Consider the following 15,956-nt stretch of genomic DNA (forward strand, 5'->3'; position numbering starts at 1 on the left):
CACCCCGCGCGCAACGGCTGATTCTTGGCCGTGCATGCTGGAAGCAGCTTATAGGGCTCGTCGGAAAGGTGTGTGAAACAAGGAGGGGCGGGGGTGATTAGTCACAGGTTTATGGGGGCCCTAACTCGTTAGATCCGCCGGCAATGAGAGGTGCGACTTGCAAGCCCTGCCAACCGCCTCAAGGGGATCGCGTGCAGATTTCGGATTAGCGCGCCGGCGAGCATGCGCCGCTCAAGCCTCTCGGACGTCATGTTGCCCAGCATTGGCTGAACTGAATCAGCTTCAGCTTGATTGTTAATCCTTAAGCTGCGCCGCCGGTTATCTTAGAGCCTAGACCAGCCTCGACAAGTCGGCGGAAAGCCTCCGACCTGGTGGGGAGGTCTGGCTGGTTCCGGCGCCATTCGTCAACTCGAGCAAGCAAGTCGCTCGTAAGCCGCAGTTCGAAGCGCTCAGTTTTGTTATCAATAGCATCGGGTGTGTTTGACAATGATTATATCCGTAATGTACGGTATGTACGTAAATTGTGGTTTGCGCTTTGCGGCCGAACAACGTGCTCGAACACGTCGCTCGGCCTGACCACAACCCAGGCTGTTTGGAGCTCGGATCATGGCTGATTCCGACAATACCACGACTTTGCCTTTCGTCACCGGCCGGCACGGCGATGAGCTTAACAGTTCGGCCCCCCAAGCCACAGATTCCGCTTTGAGCCTGTGGAGCGAGTGGCGACGAGCTTCTTATGCCTCGTTGCTATTGTGTCGGGTCCAGCAGCGGTTCGAGATGCGAACAATGGTCAATACCGGAACTCAGGTATTGACCGCAGGCGAGCCGATGCCGCCGCAGCCATCAGTGTCTACTACGGGCGTAGGCTCCGAGCATCTCATGGCTTGCGAAGCTGAGGTCTTTGCGATGACCGAGGCTCTTAAGCTCCAAGATTCGATCCCTGAAGTCGCGGCCACGTCGCTCATCGGCGTCATCGCCAAGTTAGAAATGATCGTTGGAGCTGATCGAGATATTGGTGACCCTACCGACTTCCCGTGGCCGCACATAGCTTCCGTATTGCGTGACTTAAAAGCGATCGCGGGAGGTTTGCCGGTTAGTCGCCGTAACCGGGAAACGACGCGGAACGATGTTGCCAAGCATTGGGAGTCCGCAGTCAAGCTGGTCGCTGCGTTGGAAGAGGACGGTGCGGCGGAGCCTCGTGGCGATGTTGCGGTCTTATGACACGGCCCCTGAAGTGTATCTTCAGGTGTGCAACTCGCAGGCGATATCGAAGATCAACAGCCCGTGATTATCGAGAGCCGGCAGACAGATTGCGACGGTTCGCGTTCCACTGATGGTCGGCTGGATGTCAGCATCAGGACGTTCCCACATGGCGCCTGCGTTCCGATCTTGAAGATCGAGACGAAATCGCACGGCGCAAGTCATTGCGCGCTATGGCCCTACGACATGAACTTAGCGCTTTCCGGCACCGTCCAGACGCCTCCCATGGCAGGTCAATCCATCATTGGGAGAGCGACCGCGATGGCCGAGGAAACCGGAACCGGGCCGCAGGCGTTGGTGCCGGCGAACGACAACGGCGACCTCGCCAGCCCCGAGGGTTGCCCTAAAAACGTCGCAACAACCAAGCTGGATAGGGTGGTGCTGGATATTGCCCGGCTGATCGGCCGGCAACTGGCGCGGGAGGCATTCGAGGCGGGGATGGCGGCCAACGACAATCGGCCGAGTCGCCGAGAGGGAGAGGGCAGGGAGCCAGATGGCAAACCCCTTGAGAAGAAGAGAGAGGATCTGCCACCATGACCCGCGTCGCACTCTATGCCCGCTATTCTTCCGACAGCCAGCGGGATGCCTCCATCGAGGACCAGTTGAGGCTGTGCCGCGAGCAGGCGGCGCGCGAGGGCTGGAGCGTGGCGGGAACCTATGAGGATGCGGCAATCTCCGGCGCCAGCACCGTGCAGCGCCCGGGTATCCAGCATTTGGTACGCGATGCCCAGCGCGGCCGCTTCGAGGTGGTGCTGGCCGAGGCGCTCGATCGTATCAGCCGCGACCAGGCAGATGTCGCCACGCTCTTCAAGCATCTCAAATTCGCCGGCGTCACCATCGTCACTTTAGCCGAGGGCGAGATTAGTGAACTGCATGTCGGCCTCAAGGGCACGATGAATGCCCTGTTCCTCAAGGACCTTGCCCTCAAGACCCATCGTGGCCTGCGGGGCAGGGTGGAGAAGGGTAAGGCCGGGGGCGGGCTGTGCTACGGCTACAGGGTGGTGAAGAAACTGGATACCGCAGGCGAGCCGGTTCGCGGCGACCGCGAGATCGTGCCTGTGGAAGCGACGATAGTCCGCCGCATCTTCCGCGAATTTGCTTCCGGCAAGAGCCCGAAGGCGATCGCCGTCGACCTCAACAAGGAGGACGTTCCTGGTCCGCTCGGCCGACACTGGGGCGATACTAGCGTGCGCGGGCACGTAATCCGGGGTACCGGCGTCATTAACAACGAGCTCTACACCGGGGTGCTGGTTTGGAACCGCCAGCGCTTCGTCAAGAATCCCACCACCGGCAAGCGCGTGTCGCGGGCCAATCCGCCAATCAAGTGGATCCGCACCGAGGTGCCGCATCTCAGGATCGTTGAGGACGAATTGTGGCAGGCCGTTAAGGAGAGACAGAAATCCATCGCCAGCCAGTTCGAGGCGGTGACGATCGCCACGCGCGCGGCCCGAGCCAGGAAGCTGCACACCATGAAGCGGCCGGTCTCTCTACTTTCCGGTTTGCTCACCTGTGGCTGCTGCGGCGGGCGCTACGGCCTGTTCACTCGCGAGCGCTATGCCTGTCTCAACCACCAGCGCCGGGGCATCTGCGACAATGGCCGCTCCATTACCCGCGAGAAGATCGAGCAGCGGGTCCTCGCAGGCCTGAAGGAAAGGCTCGTCTCGGCCGATGCCGTGGCCGAGGCGATCAGAGCATATGCCCAGGAGACCAACCGTCTGAATCAAGAGCGTCGCGCGCAAGGCGAACAGGACGGCAAGGCGCTCGACAAGATCGAGCGCGCCATCGCCGGTATGATGGCCGCGATTGAGGATGGTCTGTACCAACCTTCGATGAAAGCGAGAATGGAAGACCTGGAGAGGCAGAAGGCAGAGATCACTGCGCGTCTGGCAGTGGCGCCCACTGACGTGCCCGACCTGCATCCCAACATCGCCACTCTTTATAAGAGGAGGGTCGAGCAGCTCACGCAAGCGCTCGCCGACCACGAGGACGGACGACAAGCCGCCGAGGCGTTGCGCTCGTTGATCGGAGAGATCGTCCTCACGCCGGGCGACAAGCGCGGCGAGGTCCATGCCGAACTACGCGGCGAGCTGTTCGGCATCCTCGAACTCGCCAAACCCGACCAAAATCACAAGTCTGACGATGTTATGACAAAAGGGGTTGCGGGTCCCCGCAACCAAATACAAAAGAGCCCGCCTTGCGCGGGCTCTTTTGTATTTTGCCGTGGTGGCTGGCAATTCGAACCGGCATCAGGGGCCCGCAAGGAGGCGAAGCCGACGCCGTGGGACAAAAAATCAAATCCTGTCCCAAAACAAACTGCCCAAATCCAGCTTCTCTAAATCAAACTTCTCAAAACCAATATAAACCCGTCAGGCTCTCAAGCCGACGGGATAAACGTGCTTTGCGAGATGACAACCAGCCATCGACGCAGAAGCCGCTGGTATGGAATTGACCCGTTTCGCGCCGACCGATCTGATATTGCGCAAGACTGTTCCTCAGTCCGCCATCGGAAGCTCACTGCTTCAAAGAAGCTCCCAAAACCAACTTCCCAAAACATCAACCCGTTAGGCACACAAGCCGGTGGGCTGCTCGCGTTTTGGGTCTGGAATTGATCAGTTTCGACTTAATGTAAGCGATAGCTAACCTTTTGCTAAACTGCCCGGTCTTCCACCAGCCCAGCCGATGCCAGGCGCATCAAGGCTTCCGAAACGCCGACGCGCCGGTAGCTTTCGGTGACCAGGCCGTCTTGCCGCAAGTCCTCGCGGCGCTTCAGAACAAAGGCGCGCTCCTCGGCCGTCAGATCATGCTCGCGCTTGCGCAGCCATTCCATATAAGACGGATCGACTTCCTTGACCGGCTTGGCTGCTGTTGAAACAGAGGCTGGCCGGCTGTCGGTGTAGCGGGGCTTCAAGGCACTGCTCGGGTTGTATTCAGTTCGCCTGTCGTTGCCGGCAATGACGAGGTCAGGATTCTCCACCCTGCCCGAGGGACTGTAGACGAATGCCGAGACGATCCGGTCGAGCGCGGCGTCGACTTCCTTTGGCCGGTGAATGACCTGGCGCGGCTGCCTGTCGGGTACCGCCAGCCGGGTGATGCCACGATCGTTGATGGCGTCGAGCACCTCGCGATGATCGCGGGAGGTGATGACTTCGCGGCGGGCAGGCCAGAAATCATAGGGCGCGTGGGCGCCGTAGCCCTTGCCGATATGGAAGGCATAGATCTCCGGGTAGACGGTGAGCTCGGTGCGCCGGCTCGGCTTGATGTCATAGAACGAGGTGATGGCTATCTGCAGCAGATGCGTGGCGCCAATGCCGCCAAGTGCGTCGTCGATGACGAGGCCGAAGCGGTCATGCGGGTTCCAGTCCGGCAGGGCTTCGGCGATCGACGCCGGGCGCCCGTCGATCTCGACATCGAACATTCCTGCCTTCAGCAAGGTCACGACATGCATCAGATATCTCCTCGAGGAAATGCCGAACCCGCTGGCGATTCGCGCTGCCTCATCAAAACAGCGGCGGTTTGATTTGTCAGCCTGCCATTCCGCTTGAGACCCAGGCGCCGGTCTGAATGCCCCGTCTAGAACCAGATCAGCCAAACCAGATTCAAGATGAAGATTGCGTCCTCTAGAGATCAGTTAGCCAAGCAACTTACCGATGTCCGGCTTCTTCCCCAACAGCATCGGCACCGATAAAGTCACCCGACTCCGTGGCAAACATCCGGCGTCGCCTGCCTTGGTTGCTGGTGTGGCGCGGACGGGTTTCGCGATATTTCGACGCTCTGATTGCAGTAAAGGACAGGGGTAATCATGGACCCAAGCCGATTGACGAAGAAAGAGCGGCACGACCTCATTCTTTCGGAAGTGCGGCGGTCGGCTTCGATCCGGATTTCCAAGCTGGCAAGGCGCATAGGCGTCGCCGGCGAGACGATCCGCCGAGATCTTATCGAACTCGGCGAGGCCGGGCTTCTCAACCGCACCTATGGCGGCGCGACGATCTCCCTGGTGACATCCGAGCCGGTCATTTCCGAGCGCGGCCTGACCATGGTCGAGGAGCGCGCCCGGGTTGGGCGCGGTGCCGCGGATCTCGTCGAAAAGAGCCAGATCGTGATGATTGACGGCGGCTCGACAACCTATGAGGTGGCGCGCAATCTGTCGCAGCTAAAGCGTGACCTGACCATTATCACCAACTCGATCGGCGTCGCATCGGTTGTGGGTGCCAACCCGACGTTCCGCGTCATCCTTTGCCCCGGAACCTATGACAGCCGCGAAGCCAGCGTGTTGGGCGAAGATACCGTCGAGTTCGTGCGGCGCTACAATGCCGACATCGCCATCATCGGCGCATCAGGTGTCACAGCGGATGGTCCAAGCGACATGATCACGGGCGCGGCCGCGGTCAAGCGGGCTATGATCTCGCGTTCGCTGTCGACGGTTCTGGTGGTGACCAACGACAAATTCGGCCGTGCCAGCCTCGAGCGTGTCTGTGGGCTTGGCGACATTGCCGATATCGTCACCGATTCTGAACCGCAGGCCGAGTTGCGCGCGGCGATCGAAGCGGCCGGCACGGAGCTGCACGTCTTTCCCGGCAATCCATAGCGTCGGGTCGTGGCAATCTAGCCGACATCCCTGTTGGTCAGCGCGATATGGCAGCAGCCGGAGCCATGACCTGGCGTCCAGGTGACGTTGTCGAAACGCACTCCGGTCGCCTCGAACAGGCCGCGATCGAAGGCGCCGGCAATGCGGCACAGTGTGGCGAGCTTTTCGTCGCCGACGCCGGCGTCGACCCAGGCGTCTTTCAGCGGGCAGCGTTTGACCTTGAAAGCGATGCGCTCATCGCTGCGCTCGACATCGGTCGGATACATCAGGCCACCATCAGGGCTGATCGCCAGGAATGCCTCGCCGATGGCACGGGCGTCGTTCGGACCGAAGCTGGCAAAGGCCGCAGCGGCCACTTCCTTGCCGCGCTGCTCGATCGCTTTGATCATGATAGCCTCGGCCTTCTCGGCGCCGAGTTCCCCGGTCAATTGCTCGAGGAACAGGCGGTAGAGGTCGGCCCGGTTGCTAAAGGCGGAATCAAGCTCGCGCGACAGTTTTTCGGCTCTGGCTTCGGGGTCGGTCATGGTGCGTCCTTGCGAATGCTTCGGTCTAGGCTTGGTGCCGCTGCCACCAGCGCCTTGCCGATGGCCGATTGTGGTGCGCCGATGACGGTCCGGGCATCGCCGCTCTCGGCTATCCGTCCAGTATCCAGAACAAGGACACGGTGGGCGATGGCGCGGACGACGCCAAGATCATGCGAAATGAAAAGATAGGCGATCTGTTCCTGGCGCTGCAGGTCGAGCAGCAGTTGCAGGATCTGCCCACGCACCGAAACGTCGAGCGCCGACACCGCCTCATCAAGCACGATCAGTGACGGCTTTGTCGCAATGGCGCGGGCAATCGCCACGCGCTGGCGCTGGCCACCGGAGATTTCATGGATTGCGCGTGGAGCAAGATCAGCGGTCAGTCCGACACGCTCCAGCAAGGAGGCGATGCGGCGCGGGCGTTCCGAGCGCGAGGCGATGCCGTGGATGCGCAAGGGATCGTCGAGCACGCGGGCAACCGTGGCGCGCGGATTGAAGGCGGCCAGCGGGTCCTGGAACACCATCTGCAGGCGCGCCCGGCGCGCCCGCAAGGCTGCGCTGCTCAAGGACAGGAAATCACTGCCCTCGAATTCGATGCACCCCGCCTCCGGCTCGATCAGCCGCATCACCAGCCGTGCGATCGTCGATTTGCCGCTGCCGGATGGACCAGCCAGCGCCAATGTTTCACCGGGATCGATCGCGAAGGAGACATCATCTACAGCGGCGATATTCTTGCCGCCGCGACGGTAGTGCTTGGTCAGGTTGGAAACCGTCAGCAAGCTCATGCCCTGAACCTGCTTCGGTTCAGCAGAGGCTCGGCGTCGAGGCCGATATGAGCATCGAGCAGCGACCGCGTGTAGGCTTGTGAGGGCACGGCGACGATCTGAGCCGTTGCGCCAAGCTCGACCAGCGCGCCGTGCCGGAACACCGCGATGCGCTCGGCCAGTTCGGCAGCCAGCGCGATGTCATGGCTGATGAACAGCAGTGTCATGCCGTCCTCGGCCACCAACTGCCGAATAAGCGCGACGATCTCGGCTTGCACGATGGTGTCGAGGGCGCTGGTCGCTTCATCGGCGATGAGCAGTTTCGGCCCAGCCGCTATCGCGGCGGCGATTGCAACACGCTGCTTCTGGCCGCCGGAAAGCTGATGCGGAAAAGCACGCAAACCCGTGTCGGGATCGGGCAAGCGAACGCGTTCGAGCAAATTTCTCGCTTTGGCATAGGAGGCTGGCCAGTCGAGGCCGAGATGGGTGTGCGCGACCTCGGCGATTTGTTCGCCGACAGTCATCACGGGGTCGAGACTTCCCGAAGGGTCCTGGAAGATGAAGCCGATATCGCGGCCGCCAAGCGGCGTGCGGCCGAGCCCCGGCCATTCAATGGTTCCACTGATTATCGAGGACGCAGGCAAGAGTCCGGCAATGGCCAGCGCCAGCGTACTCTTGCCTGATCCGCTTTCACCGATGATGGCCAGCCGCTCGCCTGCCGCGACATCAAGGCTGATATTCTTTAGCGCCGCCACGGTGCCACCGTCGCGGCGGTAGGCAATCGTCAGGTCGCGGACCCAAAGCAGCGCCGTCATGACAGGCCCTTTCTTACCGCGGTCGTCTCGACGACGCCTTCCCCGGCGAGATAGACGCCAAGCACGGTCAGCACCAAAGCGATGCCCGGAATGATCGACAGAAAGGGCGCGGTTCGCAGCACGGTGCGGCCCTCAGCAATCATGCCGCCCCAGGTAACGCGGTTGGGGTCGCCCAGGCCCAGGAACGACAGGGCTGCTTCGGTGAGGATCGCGGCGGCGACGATCACCGACGACAGCGCCAGCACCGGCGGCAAGGCATTGGGCAGCACTTCGCGAAAGGCGATCTCCAACGGATGCATGCCAATGGCGCGTGCGCCGGCAACATAGTCACGCTCGCGGATGGACAGTACTTCGGCGCGTGCCACGCGCGCGGGGCCGGTCCAGGTGCTCAGTGCGATCGCGATGACGACAGCACCAAGCGACGGCCCGACAACGCTGACGAAAGCCAGCGCCAGAAGGAAGCCGGGTACGGTCTGGAAGGCGTCGGTGATCCGCATCAGCACCTCGTCGACCAGGCCACCGGCAAAGCCGGCCAGCGTGCCGACCACGGCACCGACAACGAGTGCGGCGGCGGCCGCGGCGAGGCCAACGGCGAGCGACGTGCGCGCGCCATGGAATAGCTCGGCCAGCACATTGCGCCCGAGCCTGTCGGTGCCGAGCGGCAGCGACCAGTCCTGGAACGGCGGTAGCAGTGCCGGACCGGCAATCGACTGCGGATCGGCGGGGAAGAACAGTGATGCCGAAAGCGCCATGGCAAACAGCGCCGCCAGAATGAGGGCGCCCGCGATGGCTTCGGGGGTGCGCAGGAAGCGGCGCATCGAACTCATGCACCGGCCTCGCTGGCACCGACGCGCGGGTCAAGGAAAGCATAAGCGATGTCGACGAGGAGGTTGATGATGATGACCAGGACGGCGCTGGTGAGGATGATGCCGAGCAGCAGCGGCGTGTCACGCGCCGCTACCGCTTCCTGCGCCAGCCGGCCAAGGCCCGGAACGGAGAAGACGCTTTCGATAACGACACTGCCGCCCAGCATCTGCGCCGATTGCAGGCCAAGCATGGTGACCAGCGGCAGCAGCGCATTGCGGGCGACGTGGTTGAGCACGATGCGGCGGCGGGGAAGACCCTTGGCGCGGGCGGCGAGGACAAAATCCTGCCGCCAGACCTCGGCCATGCCGGCGCGCATCATGCGCAGATAGAGCGCCAGGTAGATGAAACCGAGCGCTGAGACCGGCAGGACGAGGTGGACGGCGATGTCGGCAGCGCTGTCGAGGCCGGTCCTGGAGGATGCCAGCGTTTCGATGCCGCCGATCGGTAGCCAGCGCAGGTCGACGGCGAAGACGACGATCAGCACAAGGCCGAGCCAGAAGCCGGGAACCGCGTAGAGCGCCAGCGAGCCGATCGACAGAAAACGGTCGCGGAAGCTGCCTGGCCTAGCGCCGGCATAGATGCCGAGGGCCGAGCCGAGGCCGAAGGAAAGCGCGGTGGCACTGCCCATTAGAAACAGCGTCGTCGGCAGACGCTCCAGGACCACGTCGCGGATCGGACGATTGAAGGTGACGGATTGGCCGAGGTCGAGATGCAGCAGCGACCAGATGTAATTGGCCAGCCGCGTCAGTTCCGACTGGTCAAGGCCCCAGCGGTGGCGCAGCAATTCGATCATCCCGGCATCGCCGCCGGTCGACACGATATACGCGTCGACCGCGTCGCCCCGTGCTGCTTCAAGCAGCAGGAAGGTGCCAATGACAACAATCAGCAGCACGAAGATGCTGCCGACGAGGCGACGGCGGATGAGGGTGAGGGCGCGGGTCATTTCATTATAGCGTTGGCCGTGAGGCCGGGCCTTAGGTGCGGCGCTTTACGGCGCCCCCCTCTGTCCTGCCGGACATCTCCCCCACAGGTGGGGAGATTGGCAGCTTCAACGCGGCGCCCAATTCCGCAACGGCGGTGATTGGCGAAAACCATGGCGGCGGCCAATCTCCCCCCTTGTGCGGGAGATGTCCGGCAAGACAGAGGGGCGCGCAAAGGAACTCTCATCGCCAAAACTGAGCATTCGCCCAAGCGATGCGCAAGCCTGTCATGGAGGGGCCTGCTACCCTGCCAAATAGGTGTCCGCCCAGTTCGACACCGCCCAGCGTGGGTTGTTGGCGATGTTGGCGACCTTTTCACTCGCCACGCTGATGAAGCTCCATTCGGCGACGTTGATCAGCGGCAGGTTGGCCGCCACCTGTTTCTGGAATTCCTTGTAGAGGTCGGTTCGGGCTGAGGTGTCGAGCGTCTCGGACGCCTTGGAGATGAGCGCGTCGAGCGCGTCGTTCTTGTAGCCGCCCTGGTTGGAGAAGGGCACGCCGTCCGGAATGCCGCTCTGCACCAGGATGGTGGTGGAGATCGCCGGGTCGCCACGGAACACCGGCGGCCCGACCGCGAGGTCGAAGGCGTGGTCGGTGTAGACGGCCTTGATATGGGCGGCGGAGTCATTGTTGACCAGTTGCGCGTCGATGCCAATCGCGGCGAGCGCCTGGCGCAGATAGTCGCCGAACTGCTTAGTCTCGTTGAAATAGGGCGCGGGCAACAGCTTCAACGTGAAACGGTTGCCGTCGGCACCTTTCTTGTAGCCGGCTTCGTCGAGCAAGGCATTGGCCTTGGCAACGTCGAAAGCGTAGGTCGGCACATCGGCGGTATAGAACTGCGGATCGTTTTTCGGCACCGGGCCAGTGGCGGTGGCGGCATAGCCGAGGAATACGGTCTTGACGACGAAATCCTTGTCGATCGCATGCGCGATCGCCTGGCGTACCTTGAGGTCGGCGAGCTCCTTGCGGCGATGGTTGATCTCGACGACGAGCTGGTAGGTCAGCCCTTCATAGCCTTTGCTGATCACCTTCAGGCCCGGCACCTTGGAGATGCGGTCGAGGTCGGCCAGCGGCACGGCGGAAAAGGCGGCAAGCTGGATCTCCTCGGCCTCCAGCGCGCTTGCGGCCGAAGTGCGGTCGGGCAGCACCTGGTAGATGATCTCGTCGAGATAGGGCTGGTCCTTGCCCCAGTAGTCGGTGTTCTTCGCCAGCCGGTAATACTGTCCGGCCTTGTATTCGGCGAACTTGAACGGACCGGTGCCAATCGGCGCATTGTTGGCCGGGTTTTCCTCGATCTTGCCGACCTCATAGATGTGCTTCGGCACGACGCTGCTCAGCGCCGGCAGTGCGTTGCGGATCAGCTGGAACGGTGTCGGCTTGGCGAATTTGAAAATGGCGGTCAGGTCATCGGGCGTGTCGACGGCGGCGAGATCCTTGAACACCGTGCGGCCGAGATTCTGCAGCGGCTTCCAGATTTGCAATGCGGAGAAGGCGACGTCGGCTGACGTAAAGGGCTTGCCGTCATGCCATTTGACACCCTCGCGCAACTTGAACGTTACGGACAGGCCGTCGGCCGCACCCTCCCAACTGATCGCCAGCCGTGGATCGAGCCCGTCCTTGCCGGTGAAGGACGCCTCGGCCAGCGTTTCGACAATCTTGCTGGAAATGAAGAACACGCCGTTGGAAGCGACGATCGCCGGGTTGAGATTGCGCGGCTCGGAATCGGCGGCCAACACCAGCCGGCCGCCCTTCTTGGGCGTCTGTGTCCAGCCGATAGCCGGCATGGCGGTGGAGGCCAGCAGCATGGCTGAACCCGTCAACACCGTACGGCGCGAAACTGTGAACTCCGACATACTCAATCCCCCTATCGGCCGCCTCGGGCGGCATACCATGATGGGCGTCCACGGCAGACGCATCCAGGTGGCTTCGATTATGGCCGTTGTTGAGGGTTTCGCCAGAGACGGAATTGGCGCATCGTGGCGTGGCTTTGAAATTTTCATCCACTGGACCAGTTATGGAAGGATAGGTCGGCGCGCGTTATCTGGTAAGACCAGATTTGATGGCGAAACATCAAATTATCGGGATTTGACTGAGGATTCCGTATCTTCTCTATTTCTGGATGGACCAGATGGGGCAATCTGATGCAGATTTGGACCCGCAACCTAGAGATCAGGAACAGGATGCGGGCGGCGTGGGGCCGATCAGCGGTAATTCACGGAGAGAGACGATGAACATAGCCCCAGGCAAAGGCGCGGTCGGCAATATTCCCTTCGATCAGGCCAGGGTCGACCGGTTGATGGAGGAGGCCGGCATCGACGTGCTACTGGCGACGTCGAAGCACAACACGCAATATCTGCTCGGCGGCTACAAGTTCATCTTCTTCGCCGCCATGGATGCCATCGGCCATAGCCGCTACCTGCCCATCGTCCTCTACGAGAAAGGTGGTCCGGATCACGCGGCCTATATCGGTAACCGCATGGAAGGCGCCGAACACCAGAACAATCCGTTCTGGACGCCGACGCTGCATGCCGCCTGCTGGGGCACGCTTGATGCTGCCAACCTCGCGGTCGAGCACCTGAGGAAGATCGGCAAGGGCACCGCCCGCATCGGCATCGAACCTGGCTTCCTGCCTTCGGACGCCTATGCGCTGATCCGCCATGCGCTGCCGGACGCCAAGCTGATCGATGCGACAGCCATGCTGGAGCGCATGCGAGCCATCAAGACCGATGCGGAACTGGAGAAGCTGCGCGTTGCTTCGGAACTGATCACGGACTCGATGCTGGCGACGATCGGCGCGGCCAGGGAAGGCTCGACCAAGAGCGAGATCATCGAGCAGCTGCGGCGCGAGGAAACCAATCGCGGCATCCATTTCGAATATTGCCTGCTGACGCTGGGTTCCAGCCACAACCGCGCCGCCTCGCCGCAGGCGTGGAAGAAGGGCGAGGTGCTATCGATCGATTCCGGCGGCAATTATCACGGCTATATAGGCGACCTCTGCCGCATGGGAATTCTGGGCGAACCGGATGCCGAACTTGAGGATCTGCTGGCCGAGGTCGAGACGGTGCAGCAGGCTGCGTTCTCGAAGGTCAGGGCCGGCACGCTGGGCGGCGACATGATCTCCCATGCGGAGGGGGTGCTAAAGGCATCTAGGGTTGCCCCATACACTGATTTCTTCGCCCACGGCATGGGCCTGATCACGCATGAAGTGCCGTTCCTGATGACCAATCATCCGGTCGCCTATGAGGGCACCGATGCGGCCAGGCCGCTGGAGAAGAATATGGTCATCTCGGTCGAGACGACCATGCTTCACCCGACGCGCGGCTTCATCAAGCTGGAAGACACGCTGGCGATAACCGAGACCGGCTATGTGATGTTCGGCGATCGGGGCAGGGGCTGGAACAGGGGTGGGGTGGCCTAGCGCCGGCGGTGCGCCCCTCACCCGGATTGCCAAGACCGAATTGCAAAGAACAATTCGGGGCAATCCGACCTCTCCCCAAGATGAAGAGGAGTTGGGCATCACGGCGCCTTTCTCTTCTCCCCTGCGGGGAGAAGGTGGCCGCGTAGCGGCCGGATGAGGGGGCCTCCGCAACGCGGGGAGGCTACTTCCCACCCGGCGGAATAAGCCTGAAATCCGGCAACTCCCGCAAGCCCAGCTCCGGTCCGGCAGGTGAATAGACGACGAACAGTTGCATCGGGCTGTCACCCGTGTTGAGCGTCGAGTGAAAGCGGCTCTCCGGCACATAGATGGTGCAGCCAGGGCCGACCTTGGCGACAACCGGGTTGCCCTTGTCGTCCTCGACCATCTGTTCACCATGGCCTGAAATGACGAAAATGATTTCCTCCGCGCCGGGATGATTGTGGCGCGTGTGGCCCTTGCCCGACGGCAGGTCGACGACGCCGCCGGAAAAGCGCGTCGCGCCGTTCACTTCGGGCGCGACGGTCAGCGACAGCTTGCCCCAGTCGAAGCCGAAGGCGCTGACGTCCTTTGGGTAGACAAACACCTTGTTCTTGTCGGTCATCTCTCTCATCCCTTCTTTTTCTTCGTCTGGCCATCGAGCGTAACGGCCTTGAAATCCGCGGTCTGTTTGGCGATGGCGGCTTCCGCCGGCAGCCGCTCCATCGAGCTTGCGCCATAGAAACCATGCAGGCCTTTGCAGCGGTCGAGAATGTAGCGGGCGTCGTCCGGCATCGAGATCGGTCCGCCATGGCAAAGCAGGATGACGTCCTTGCGCACCGAGCGGGCGGCATTGGCGATGGCGTCGATCTCAACCACGCAGTCGTCGAGCGATTTTGCCGACGTGGCGCCGATAGAACCGCCTGTCGTCACGCCCATATGGGCGACGATGATGTCGGCACCGGCCTTGGTCATGGCGCGCGCTTCGTCGGGGTTGAAGACGTAGGGCGTGGTCAACAGGTCGAGCTTGTGCGCCTCGGCGATCATGTCGACCTCGAGGCCAAAGCCCATGCCGGTCTCCTCGAAACTCTGCCGCATCTTCCCGTCGAACAGGCCTATGGTTGGAAAATTCTGCACGCCGGAAAAGCCCATCGTTTTCAATTCCGCCAGAAGCAGCGGCATGATGACGAAGGGATCGGTGCCGTTGACGCCGGCCAGCACCGGCGTCTTCTTGACCACCGGCAGCACCTCGTAGGCCATTTCCTTGACGATCTCGTTGGCGTTGCCGTAGGCGAGCAGGCCGGCGGCCGAACCGCGGCCGGCCATGCGGTAGCGGCCGGAATTGTAGATGATGATGAGGTCGATGCCGCCGGCTTCCTCGGCCTTGGCCGACAGGCCGGTGCCGGCGCCGCCGCCGACGATCGGCACGCCCTTGTCGATCATTCCCCTGAATTTCTTCAGGATGTCCTTGCGCGGTATGGCAGTCATGGTTCGTCTCTCACTGTCTGGCGATGTCGAGAAAAGCCGCGACCGCGGCTTTTGCGAATTCGGGATCGTTGATGTTCAGCGGCAGGCGCGTGATGCGGCGCGTGGCACTTGGCTTGATGGCGCGCTCGATGGCCTCGAACAGGGCTTCATCGGCTTCCGGATCGAAGAAGGCGCCGCCTTCGATGTCCAGCGCCGAGACGCCCTTTTCAGGAATGAGGAAATGTACCGGGCCTTCGCAGCGGCTCAGCTTTTCCCCGATCCACGCACCGATCTCGCGGTTCTCGGCCGGGGTGGTGCGCATCAGCGTGACGTTCGAATTGTGTTCGTAGAACAATCGTCCGCGGTATCTTTCCGGGATCGTTGCCGGTGCCCAGAAATTGACCATGTCGAGCGCGCCAACCGAGCCGACATAAGGCAAGCGGGTGCGGGCGATGGCGCCGAAACGGTCCTCTGTCGCCGGCAGCACGCCGCCAAACAGCAGGTCGCAGACTTCCGTGGTGGTGATGTCGAGGATACCGGACAGTAGGCCGCTGTCGGCGAGCTTTTCCATGGCGCGGCCGCCGGTGCCGGTGGCATGGAAGACCAGGCAGTCATAGGTCGAGCGAAGCTGGTCGGCGATGTCGGTCACGCAAGCGGTGGTGACACCGAACATGGTGAGGCCGATCGACGCCTTGCCGTCGGGCGCCGGCGCAGGCTTCGCCGCCATGCCTGATATCGCCTGGGCGGCGTTGTGCAGCACGGTGCGGGAAAGCCGGTTTAACCCGGCCATGTCGGTCACCGACGGCATCATGACGATGTCGGAGACATCAACGTAAGGCGCGGTGTCACCGGAGGCGAGCGTCGAGATCATGATCTTGGGCAGGCCGAGCGGCAGTGCGCGCATGCCTGAAGTGACAATCGAGGTGCCGCCGCCGCCGCCAATGCCGATGATGGCGGCAATGTCGCCCCTGGACTGGACAAAGCGGGCAAAAGCCTCGGCCATGGCCGCCACCGAGGTGCCGCGATCGCCACTGCCCAGAACCGCATCCCTGCCATTCGGGTGATAGGTGGCAACCTCGCTGGCGGAGATGTCGACGGGCACGGTGGCTTTGAGCGTTCCGACGTCGACGCGGGCAACAGTGGCGCCGGCAGCCATGATCGCGTCGGCCAGGAAAGCGAGCTCCTCGCCCTTGGTGTCGGCGGTGCCCACAACATAGATGCGCTTCATAGCGGCTCCCGTTCCGTGGCGGGCCTGGTGTTTCGCCCGCCGTTTTCGCCAGACCGTTGGATGGCCATTGCA

The 15,956-nt window shown here is 62.2% G+C and carries 16 protein-coding genes; 6 read left to right on the forward strand and 10 right to left on the reverse strand.

Translation table 11 applies throughout. The features are described from left to right. The first annotated feature begins 606 nt into the window (after positions 1 to 606). The 3 genes from GA829_RS09285 to GA829_RS09295 all read left to right on the forward strand — a co-directional run bounded on the left by GA829_RS09285 (position 607) and on the right by GA829_RS09295 (position 3,596). Complete coding sequence (locus GA829_RS09285) at positions 607 to 1,221, forward strand: hypothetical protein (protein WP_258052243.1); 615 nt, start codon at positions 607 to 609, stop codon at positions 1,219 to 1,221. Between the two features lie 63 nt (positions 1,222 to 1,284). Continuing rightward, a complete protein-coding gene (locus tag GA829_RS09290; protein WP_195178206.1) occupies positions 1,285 to 1,797 on the forward strand; it encodes a hypothetical protein in 513 nt (170 codons plus the stop codon). Next, positions 1,794 to 3,596: a recombinase family protein gene (locus tag GA829_RS09295; RefSeq protein WP_195178207.1), complete on the forward strand. Its 1,803-nt coding sequence runs from the start codon at positions 1,794 to 1,796 to the stop codon at positions 3,594 to 3,596. Before GA829_RS09290 ends, GA829_RS09295 begins: the two co-directional genes overlap by 4 nt. A 311-nt stretch (positions 3,597 to 3,907) precedes the next feature. Here the strand turns inward: GA829_RS09295 and GA829_RS09300 are convergent, their stop codons facing one another. Next, positions 3,908 to 4,705: a hypothetical protein gene (locus GA829_RS09300; RefSeq protein WP_195178208.1), complete on the reverse strand. Its 798-nt coding sequence runs from the start codon at positions 4,703 to 4,705 to the stop codon at positions 3,908 to 3,910. Positions 4,706 to 5,059: 354 nt separating this feature from the next. Between GA829_RS09300 and GA829_RS09305 the strand changes: the two genes are divergently transcribed. Further along, positions 5,060 to 5,845, forward strand: coding sequence for a DeoR/GlpR family DNA-binding transcription regulator (locus GA829_RS09305; protein WP_195178209.1), 786 nt, complete (start codon positions 5,060 to 5,062; stop codon positions 5,843 to 5,845). Between the two features lie 17 nt (positions 5,846 to 5,862). On the opposite strand, the gene GA829_RS09310 is transcribed toward GA829_RS09305, so the two are convergent. The 6 genes from GA829_RS09310 to GA829_RS09335 all read right to left on the reverse strand — a co-directional run bounded on the left by GA829_RS09310 (position 5,863) and on the right by GA829_RS09335 (position 11,648). After that, positions 5,863 to 6,369, reverse strand: coding sequence for an L-2-amino-thiazoline-4-carboxylic acid hydrolase (locus GA829_RS09310; RefSeq protein WP_195178210.1), 507 nt, complete (start codon positions 6,367 to 6,369; stop codon positions 5,863 to 5,865). Beyond that, a complete protein-coding gene (locus GA829_RS09315; RefSeq protein WP_195178211.1) occupies positions 6,366 to 7,154 on the reverse strand; it encodes an ABC transporter ATP-binding protein in 789 nt (262 codons plus the stop codon). The genes GA829_RS09310 and GA829_RS09315 overlap by 4 nt, the downstream gene beginning before the upstream one ends. Further along, positions 7,151 to 7,948 (reverse strand): ABC transporter ATP-binding protein, encoded by a 798-nt coding sequence (locus tag GA829_RS09320; RefSeq protein ID WP_195178212.1) that lies wholly within the window; start codon positions 7,946 to 7,948, stop codon positions 7,151 to 7,153. Before GA829_RS09320 ends, GA829_RS09315 begins: the two co-directional genes overlap by 4 nt. Beyond that, positions 7,945 to 8,775 carry an ABC transporter permease gene (locus GA829_RS09325; protein ID WP_195178213.1) on the reverse strand — a complete coding sequence of 277 codons (831 nt, stop codon included), beginning with the start codon at positions 8,773 to 8,775 and terminating at the stop codon, positions 7,945 to 7,947. The genes GA829_RS09320 and GA829_RS09325 overlap by 4 nt, the downstream gene beginning before the upstream one ends. Beyond that, positions 8,772 to 9,758 (reverse strand): ABC transporter permease, encoded by a 987-nt coding sequence (locus GA829_RS09330; protein ID WP_195178214.1) that lies wholly within the window; start codon positions 9,756 to 9,758, stop codon positions 8,772 to 8,774. Before GA829_RS09330 ends, GA829_RS09325 begins: the two co-directional genes overlap by 4 nt. 279 nt (positions 9,759 to 10,037) lie before the next feature. After that, positions 10,038 to 11,648, reverse strand: a complete 1,611-nt coding sequence (locus tag GA829_RS09335; RefSeq protein ID WP_195178215.1) for an ABC transporter substrate-binding protein — start codon at positions 11,646 to 11,648, stop codon at positions 10,038 to 10,040. Here GA829_RS09335 and GA829_RS09340 point away from each other — a divergent pair. Both GA829_RS09340 and GA829_RS09345 read left to right on the forward strand, forming a co-directional pair. Continuing rightward, the gene (locus GA829_RS09340) at positions 11,599 to 11,937 is read left to right on the forward strand and encodes a hypothetical protein (protein WP_195179910.1); all 339 of its coding nucleotides are present in this window, start codon (positions 11,599 to 11,601) and stop codon (positions 11,935 to 11,937) included. The genes GA829_RS09335 and GA829_RS09340 overlap by 50 nt on opposite strands. An 85-nt stretch (positions 11,938 to 12,022) precedes the next feature. Then, the gene (locus tag GA829_RS09345) at positions 12,023 to 13,213 is read left to right on the forward strand and encodes a M24 family metallopeptidase (RefSeq protein ID WP_195178216.1); all 1,191 of its coding nucleotides are present in this window, start codon (positions 12,023 to 12,025) and stop codon (positions 13,211 to 13,213) included. 181 nt (positions 13,214 to 13,394) lie between these two features. On the opposite strand, the gene GA829_RS09350 is transcribed toward GA829_RS09345, so the two are convergent. The 3 genes from GA829_RS09350 to GA829_RS09360 are packed head-to-tail and all read right to left on the reverse strand — an operon-like array spanning position 13,395 to position 15,884. Next, positions 13,395 to 13,814, reverse strand: coding sequence for a cupin domain-containing protein (locus GA829_RS09350; RefSeq protein ID WP_195178217.1), 420 nt, complete (start codon positions 13,812 to 13,814; stop codon positions 13,395 to 13,397). Positions 13,815 to 13,819: 5 nt separating this feature from the next. Beyond that, positions 13,820 to 14,677, reverse strand: a complete 858-nt coding sequence (locus tag GA829_RS09355; protein ID WP_195178218.1) for a phosphoenolpyruvate hydrolase family protein — start codon at positions 14,675 to 14,677, stop codon at positions 13,820 to 13,822. 10 nt (positions 14,678 to 14,687) lie between these two features. Continuing rightward, a complete protein-coding gene (locus GA829_RS09360; protein ID WP_195178219.1) occupies positions 14,688 to 15,884 on the reverse strand; it encodes a Tm-1-like ATP-binding domain-containing protein in 1,197 nt (398 codons plus the stop codon). Positions 15,885 to 15,956 lie beyond the last annotated feature (72 nt).

Source organism: Mesorhizobium sp. INR15, from assembly GCF_015500075.1.
Lineage (GTDB): Bacteria > Pseudomonadota > Alphaproteobacteria > Rhizobiales > Rhizobiaceae > Mesorhizobium.

Bases quoted from the DNA above. Each gene is read 5' to 3' on its own strand.
- GA829_RS09285 (WP_258052243.1), top strand. From the start codon at position 607: ATGGCTGATTCCGACAATACCACGACTTTGCCTTTCGTCACCGGCCGG.
- GA829_RS09295 (WP_195178207.1), top strand. From the start codon at position 1,794: ATGACCCGCGTCGCACTCTATGCCCGCTATTCTTCCGACAGCCAGCGG.
- GA829_RS09300 (WP_195178208.1), bottom strand. From the start codon at position 4,705: ATGCATGTCGTGACCTTGCTGAAGGCAGGAATGTTCGATGTCGAGATC.
- GA829_RS09305 (WP_195178209.1), top strand. From the start codon at position 5,060: ATGGACCCAAGCCGATTGACGAAGAAAGAGCGGCACGACCTCATTCTT.
- GA829_RS09310 (WP_195178210.1), bottom strand. From the start codon at position 6,369: ATGACCGACCCCGAAGCCAGAGCCGAAAAACTGTCGCGCGAGCTTGAT.
- GA829_RS09315 (WP_195178211.1), bottom strand. From the start codon at position 7,154: ATGAGCTTGCTGACGGTTTCCAACCTGACCAAGCACTACCGTCGCGGC.
- GA829_RS09320 (WP_195178212.1), bottom strand. From the start codon at position 7,948: ATGACGGCGCTGCTTTGGGTCCGCGACCTGACGATTGCCTACCGCCGC.
- GA829_RS09325 (WP_195178213.1), bottom strand. From the start codon at position 8,775: ATGAGTTCGATGCGCCGCTTCCTGCGCACCCCCGAAGCCATCGCGGGC.
- GA829_RS09330 (WP_195178214.1), bottom strand. From the start codon at position 9,758: ATGACCCGCGCCCTCACCCTCATCCGCCGTCGCCTCGTCGGCAGCATC.
- GA829_RS09340 (WP_195179910.1), top strand. From the start codon at position 11,599: ATGGCTGAACCCGTCAACACCGTACGGCGCGAAACTGTGAACTCCGAC.
- GA829_RS09335 (WP_195178215.1), bottom strand. From the start codon at position 11,648: ATGTCGGAGTTCACAGTTTCGCGCCGTACGGTGTTGACGGGTTCAGCC.
- GA829_RS09345 (WP_195178216.1), top strand. From the start codon at position 12,023: ATGAACATAGCCCCAGGCAAAGGCGCGGTCGGCAATATTCCCTTCGAT.
- GA829_RS09350 (WP_195178217.1), bottom strand. From the start codon at position 13,814: ATGACCGACAAGAACAAGGTGTTTGTCTACCCAAAGGACGTCAGCGCC.
- GA829_RS09355 (WP_195178218.1), bottom strand. From the start codon at position 14,677: ATGACTGCCATACCGCGCAAGGACATCCTGAAGAAATTCAGGGGAATG.
- GA829_RS09360 (WP_195178219.1), bottom strand. From the start codon at position 15,884: ATGAAGCGCATCTATGTTGTGGGCACCGCCGACACCAAGGGCGAGGAG.